The sequence below is a fragment of the Microbispora sp. GKU 823 genome (assembly GCF_002027145.1).
Classification (GTDB): Bacteria; Actinomycetota; Actinomycetes; order Streptosporangiales; family Streptosporangiaceae; genus Microbispora; species Microbispora siamensis.
In genome coordinates this window covers 1-6,933 of sequence record NZ_MWJN01000189.1, presented here as the reverse complement: position 1 = coordinate 6,933, position 6,933 = coordinate 1, and the positions used below count along the sequence as shown (strand labels likewise).

General features: G+C 72.1%; 4 protein-coding genes. All 4 read right to left on the bottom strand.

The genetic code is table 11. The features are described 5' to 3' along the window. Window positions 1–1,457: GAF domain-containing protein (locus B1L11_RS43530; RefSeq protein WP_256863423.1), on the bottom strand; the 1,457-nt coding region annotated here is incomplete at its 3' end. After that, a complete protein-coding gene (locus tag B1L11_RS43525) occupies window positions 1,442–2,215 on the bottom strand; it encodes a 3-hydroxybutyrate dehydrogenase (RefSeq protein WP_079320997.1) in 774 nt (257 codons plus the stop codon). The genes B1L11_RS43530 and B1L11_RS43525, both read right to left, overlap by 16 nt. Before the next feature lie 67 nt (window positions 2,216–2,282). After that, window positions 2,283–3,674 (bottom strand): aspartate ammonia-lyase, encoded by a 1,392-nt coding sequence (locus tag B1L11_RS43520; protein WP_079320996.1) that lies wholly within the window; start codon window positions 3,672–3,674, stop codon window positions 2,283–2,285. An 11-nt stretch (window positions 3,675–3,685) separates the two neighbouring features. Then, window positions 3,686–6,385 carry an NACHT domain-containing NTPase gene (locus tag B1L11_RS43515; RefSeq protein ID WP_079320995.1) on the bottom strand — a complete coding sequence of 900 codons (2,700 nt, stop codon included), beginning with the start codon at window positions 6,383–6,385 and terminating at the stop codon, window positions 3,686–3,688. Window positions 6,386–6,933: the final 548 nt, after the last annotated feature.

The window sequence follows — 6,933 nt, the reverse complement described above, 5'->3', positions numbered from 1 at the left end:
TCGTCATCAGCCTGCTCCTGATGGGCGGGTCGACGTTCCTGATCGGCTGCCTGCCGACGTACGCCGCCCTCGGCGCCAGCGTCGCCTGCGACGACGCCCAGAACGCGCCGCGCTCCCGCTGCCCGTCGTGCCGTGCCACGACCAGCACGTGCGGTGCGTCGAGATCGACGCCGAGCCGCCGCGCCCCGGTCGTCCAGCCCGCGCAGCTCCGGGCGGGAGACCAGGTCGTCGAGCAGTTCGCCGCGCACCCGTCCCTCCGCCTCGGCCACGCTGCGGCGGAACAGCAGCAGCAGCGCGGTGACGATCGCGGCGCGCTCCAGGATCCGCTGGTCGGTGTCGGACACCGGGTGGTCGGTCCGCAGGACCAGCGTGCACAGCGGCGCCGCCCCCACGTCCACCGAGGCGACGTACGCGTCGCCGCGCTTGACCGTGCGGCCCAGCGCTCGCGAGGACTGCGCGGCGTCGAACACGCCCGTGTCCAGGTCGCCGGACTCGCCCACGAGAGGGCGGCCCTCGTCGTCCAGCACGGTCAGGCGGCCGCCCAGCACCTCGGTGACGACCGCGGCGACGTCCTCGACCCCGCCGCCGCGCAGCACGAGGCCGGTCATCCGGTCGTGCGCGTCGGCGGCCCGCTCGATCGACTCGCTGTGCGCCCTGATCAGCGTGTTCGCCTCGCTCAGCTCGGCCAGCGCGGCGCGGGTCTCCTGCAGCAGCCGGGCGGTGTCGATGGCGACCGCGGCGTGCGCCGCCAGCGAGCACAGCAGCGCCACCTCCTCCTGCGCGAACGGCCTGGCGCTGCGGTTGGCCGCGAACAGCACGCCGATGACCTGCGTGCCGAGGCGCAGCGGCACCCCGAGGATCGCCACCAGGCCCTCCTCGTGGACGGCCACGTCGATCGTGTTCGTGTGCCGGAACCGCGGGTCGGCGAAGTAGTCCGCCGTGTTGTACGGCGTGCCGCTCTGCGCCACCAGCCCGCCCAGCCCGGCGCCCATGGGCAGCCGCAGCCGGCGGAAGCTCGCCGAGATCGACCCGTCGGTCACCCGCATGTAGGTGTCGCCGCGCTCGGGGTCGTTCAGCGTCATGTACGCGATGTCGGTCGCGAGCAGCTGCCTGGCCCGGTGCACGATGGCCTCCAGCACCGCGTCGAGGTCGCGCAGCCCGGCCAGGTCGCTGGCGGTGTCGAACAGCGCCGACAGCTCCGCCTCCCGCTTGGCCCGCCGGCGCAGCACCGCCCGCACCTGCAGCGCCGCGACCTTGGCCCGCTCCAGCTCCTCCAGCGTCGCGGAGTCGGCCCCGGCCGCCCGGGCCTGCAGGATAGGGCCCTCGAATTCGACCGCCGACGCCTCGCGGGCGAGCAGGTCGAGGTAGGCGCGGGCGCCGTCCGCGGTCTTCGGGGCCGTCCCGTTCTTGGGGGCCGTCGCGTTCTTGGGGGCCGGAGTGGTCAGCGCGCGCTCCATCCTCCGTCGATGGGGATCGAGACGCCGGTGACGAACGATCCCTGCGGGCCGCACAGGTAGGCGACCATCTCGGCCACCTCGTCCGGCTCGATCAGCCGCTTGATCGCCGCGGGGGCGAGCATGATCTGCTCCACCACCTCGTCGTCGCTGATCCCGTGGGTGCGCGCCTGGTCGGCGATCTGGTTCTCCACCAGCGGCGTGCGGACGTAGGCGGGGTTGACGCAGTTGGAGGTCACGCCGTGCGGCGCCCCTTCGAGGGCGATCACCTTCGACAGGCCCTCCAGCGCGTGCTTGGCCGTCACGTAGGCCGCCTTGAACGGCGAGGCGCGCAGGCCGTGCACGGAGGAGATGTTGACGATCCGGCCCCAGCCGCGCTCGTACATGCCGGGCAGCACGTCCCGCACGAGCAGGAACGGCGCCTCGACCATCACCCGCATGATCTTGCCGAAGATCTCGGGCGGGAACTCCTCGATGGGGGCCACGTGCTGGAACCCGGCGTTGTTCACCACGATGTCGGCCTGGAGGCGGGTGTCCGGCGAGGGCGGGAGCTGGCCCCGCCAGGCCACCAGGAACTCCGGATCGGACAGGTCGACGGCCACCGGAGTGCCACCGATCTCGGCGGCCACCTTGTCCGCGGCCTCGGCGTTGATGTCGGCGACGACGACGTGCGCGCCCTCGGCGGCCAGGCGCCGGGCACACGCCCGTCCGATGCCGCTCCCCGCGCCGGTGACGAGGGCCGTACGCCCTTCAAGGCTCATGCTGCCTCACGATAGGAACCAGGTTCCGCCCGGCACATGGCGGCCGGCGACATAGATGCCCACCCTCCTATGTGGGGCGGGTCATGGACAGCACGTCCAGCGCCTGGTCGAGTTGCTCCTCGGTCAGCGCACCGCTCGCCACGTGGCCGCGCTCGATGACGACCTCCCGGATCGTCTTGCGCTCCTTCAGCGCCTGCTTGGCGATCCTGGCGGCCTCCTCGTACCCCACGTACCGGTTGAGCGGGGTGACGATCGAGGGCGACGACTCGGCGTACTCGCGCAGGCGCTCCACGTTGGCGCTGATCCCGCCGACGCACCGGTCGGCGAGCAGCCGCGACACGTTGGCCAGCAGCCGGATCGACTCCAGCACGTTGCGGGCCATCACCGGCAGCATCACGTTGAGCTCGAACGATCCCGAGGCCCCGGCCATCGTGATCGCGGCGTCGTTGCCCACGACCTGCGCGGCCACCATGGTCACGGCCTCCGGGATCACCGGGTTGACCTTCCCCGGCATGATCGACGAGCCCGGCTGCAGGTCGGGCAGGTTGATCTCGGTCAGCCCGGCGCGCGGGCCCGACCCCATCCAGCGCAGGTCGTTGGCGATCTTGTTGAGCGAGACGGCGATCACCTTGAGCATGCCCGACAGCTCGACCAGGCCGTCACGCGCGCCCTGCGCCTCGAAGTGGTCCCTGGCCTCGGTGAACGGCAGGCCGGTCGTCCGGCTCAGCTCGGCGATCACGGCCTGCGCCCAGCCGGGGCCCGGCACGTTCACGCCGGTGCCCACGGCCGTGCCGCCCAGCGGCAGCTCGGCCAGGCGCGGCAGCGCGGCCTGGAGCCGTTCGAGCGCCAGCTCGATCTGGGTGGAGTAGCCGCCGAACTCCTGGCCGAGCGTGACCGGCGTCGCGTCCATGAGGTGGGTGCGGCCCGACTTCACCACGTCGGCGAACTCGGTCGCCTTCTCCTCCAGCGCGGTCGCCAGGTGCTCCAGCGAAGGCGTCAGCTCGTGCACCACGGCGTACGTCGCCGCGACATGGATGGAGGACGGGAAGACGTCGTTGGACGACTGGGCGGCGTTGACGTGGTCGTTCGGGTGGACGGGCCGGCCGAGCCGCTCCTGCGCCAGCGTCGCGACGACCTCGTTCATGTTCATGTTGGACGAGGTGCCCGAGCCGGTCTGGAAGACGTCCACCGGGAACTGGTCGTCCCAGCGTCCCTCGGCGACCTCCTCGGCCGCCTCCTGGATCGCCTGCGCCATGTCCTTGTCGATGACGCCGTACTCGGCGTTGACCTTCGCGCAGGCGGCCTTGATGCGGGCGAGCGCCGCGATGTGCGCGGGCTCCAGCCCCCGGCCGGACACCGGGAAGTTCTCCACCGCCCGCTGCGTCTGGGCCCGCCACTTCGCCCGGGCGGGCACCCGGACCTCGCCCATGGAGTCGTGCTCGATCCGGAATTCGTCCATGTCCCAGTCCTTCAGCCTCTCCCTGTCGCATCGTTCCTGCCCGGATGCGCGCCCTCTGAACGGCCGGTCTCGACCAACATCGACTGCTGGGCGGCTTCGGCCAGGGTGTCGAGTACCGGGTTGCAGAGGAAGTGCGCGATATCGAGGATCTCCTCACCCGATCCCGCAACCGCGACCGCGCCCGAACCCCACCTGAGATTGAAACCGCCCACTCGCTGGTATCTCCCGGTGCCGATGTACCGGATGAGCAGGTCGTGATGGTCACGCTGGAGCACGCGTTCGACCTGGAAGCTTCCGATCAAGGAGTCGGAGTCGGCTCCGCTGAACCGTGAGTGCCACAGGGACGCCAAGCGATACCAGGCACGATGGGGGAGCTTGTGGTGGGGAAAGAGCCGGCTGCCCGCTATGCCGTCGGCGATGAGCGAGGCGAGGATCACCAGGTTGGCCGTGTAGTGGGCGTACCGGGTGATGAAGGTCGACTTCTCGGGCTGGTACCCGGGGTGGCTGTCGCCGGTGCGGGTCTCGGCGGCGTGCAGCAATCGGACGAGCAGGTCCACGGCCGGCTCGCGGTCGAGGGCGGGCAGCAGGTCGCGGAGGAACCCAACGATCGGCTGCCGCCCGGTCAGCACGGAGAACGACAGCAGCGCGTACAGGAGCCCGTCGTCCGGTTGTGGCCGGCCGAAGAGCGGATCGGCCGCGGCCGCCGTCTCGCGGGCGACCATGCCGCGCAGGACATCGCGCGTCATCCGCGCGACGAGGTACTCGCCGAAGGTGGCGTGCAGGAACTCGTACGTCTGGAGTTCGGCGCCGTCCCTTTCCGCGGACGCCTGGTGGACGAAGAAGAACTTCCCGATCACCCGGTCGGCCCGGGAGAGGGGTGCCTGGAAGCTCGTCGTCTGGGCCGCCGGAGCCGGGAGCAGCGCGGCCAGGTCGCCGTTGAGGTCGTCCGTCGTGACCCACTGCCTGCCGCGGTTGAACATCGCGAACGCCGCGACGGCCAGGGTGCGCAGCTCCGTCTCCACGGCCTGCGCCGCCGCCGTCTCCGGCAGTCCCGGCTGGTGCTTGTCCACCTCGCGGCGGGCGAAGCGGGTCAGCAGCCGCTCGTACAGCTCCGCCTGGCTGAGCCCGGTCTCGCCGCGCTGCAGGGCGTTCGCGTCGGCGTCGTACAGCGCGAGCATCAGCAGCAGCAGCGGTTGCGACGCCAGGTCGCCGTGCGCCAAGGCCGTCTCGGGTGGCAGGGGTTTCAGCCCGTACGCGGTGAAGTACTCGTCGTTCGCGGCGTTCCACACCGCCAGCCACCGGCGGACCTGCTCCTCCTTGAAGGGTTCGAGCCGGATCGTCAGGCATCCGGGTGGGAAGCGCATCCGGTCGGCGACGGCCGTACGCGTGGTGACGAGCACGACCGCCGGGCGGCCCAGCTCGGCCTCCCTGCGCTGGAAGTCGGCCACCCGGCTCAGGTAGTCGGATCGATGGACGCCGGTGGCCTGGAGCAGCTCGTCCAGCCCGTCGAGCATGACGACCGGCAGCGCGCCGTCCGCCGACCGGGTCAGCTCCGGCCAGCTCAGGTGCTCACCGACGGCCTCCCGCACCGCGGCCTCGATCTGCTCCTGGATCGTCCCGTCGGCCGGCACCTCCCGCAGCGGCACGCGCACCGGGAGATAGTCGCCGTCCGGGAGGCGACCGGCCAGGATCTTGGTGAGCACGGACTTTCCCGCGCCGGGCTGGCCCAGCACGACCAGCGGCATCCTGGTGGCCTCGGGCGAGGTGAAGTAGCGGGCCAGGAAGCCTGCGATGTCGTCGCTCGGCTCCCTCTGGTCCCACCACCATTCCGCGCTCGGATCGGCCTGCTCGCCGTACACGGCCGGCCGGAAGTCCGGGTTCACGTACGCCTCGACGAGCGTGGGCATGCGCATGCCCGAGGGGACCTCGCCGGACTGCGCGATCGGCCGGTCCAGGACGGCCCGTAGGGCGCGCGACAGCGTGTGCCGGTGCTCCGGCGTCCTGGTGCGGGCGGCGACCTCGGTGAGCAGCCTCTCCAGCTCGCCCAGCCCGGTGGTGAGCCGCCGCCGCTCGATCGTGTCCCGCCACAGCGCGAACTCGGGGATGTCCAGAGCCAGCCGCCGGTGAAGTTCCTCGTACCTCCGGCAGGCGGTCTCCGGCAGTTCCTCCTCGATCGCCGTCTTCGCGCGTTCCCATTCGGTCGCGTCCAGGCGGTCACGGACCGCCAGCCCGGAGACGAACCCGGTCAGTGCCGTGGCGAGCCTGCGGTAGTACGCGCCGATCGAGTCGAGCATGCCCGCGTAGGAGCGATCGGCCCGGAAACCGGCCGGCTCGATCGTCATCAGCGTGTGGACGAACGATTCCTGACCCGCGCCGGACCCGGCCAGCGCCGCCTGCTCGTCCCGGTCGAGGCGGAGATCCTTCGGGTCGAACGGCAGGGGCAGCTCGTCAAGGGCCTCGAAGAACGCCGCCACGACGAGGACGGCCTGGGCGGCCTCCAGCCGGGCCGTACGGTCGTACCGGTTCAGGCCCGTCACCCGGTCGCGAAGCCTGCCGGTCGCCTCGCCCGCCAGCCGTACGGCCTCGTCCTTGACGTCGAACAGCGACAGCACCGGCACGGCCTCGATCAGGGTGCCGGTGAGGGCCTTCGCGACCTTGCTCTCCTGTCCGAGCAGGCGCACCGCGTCGGCGTAGCCGATCCCTTTGCGCACCGGTCACCTGGCGAAGATGAAGACGCCCAGGAGGATCAGCGCGAGGACGCCGAAGAGCGCGATCCCCATCGTCACGAGCACCCGGACCTGCGTCTTGGCGTCCGGCCCGGCGGGAGTCTGCATCGCGAACAGGTCCGTGCCCAGGCTGGGCGGCCTTCCCGGGACGCCGTCCCCGGGCTGGAAGGTGCCGGGGTGGAAGGTGCCGGGGTGCGGCGGGGCGGCGGGAGGCCCCGGCGTGGGTGCGGGGCCGTTCCCGGCACCGGGCAGCCTTCCGGGAACCGTGGTGCTGTGCCTGTCGGCGGCGTCGGGGACGGGCTCGCCCGCGGCACCGTTCCGGGGCCCGCCCGGAGGCGGGGAAGGGAGGCGGAGGCCGCCTGCGGGGCGGGGGGACGACCACCGTGCGGTTGGCGTCGTCCTCGTCGTCTCCGGTCATGTTCCCTCCGGGGGGTCGGGCGGCCGCCGCCGCGGCGGCCCCAGTGGCGGGCAGGGGTGGCGGGCAGGCTGCTGCCGCGGGACTCCGTGGCGTGGGACCGGTCGGCCGAGCCGTT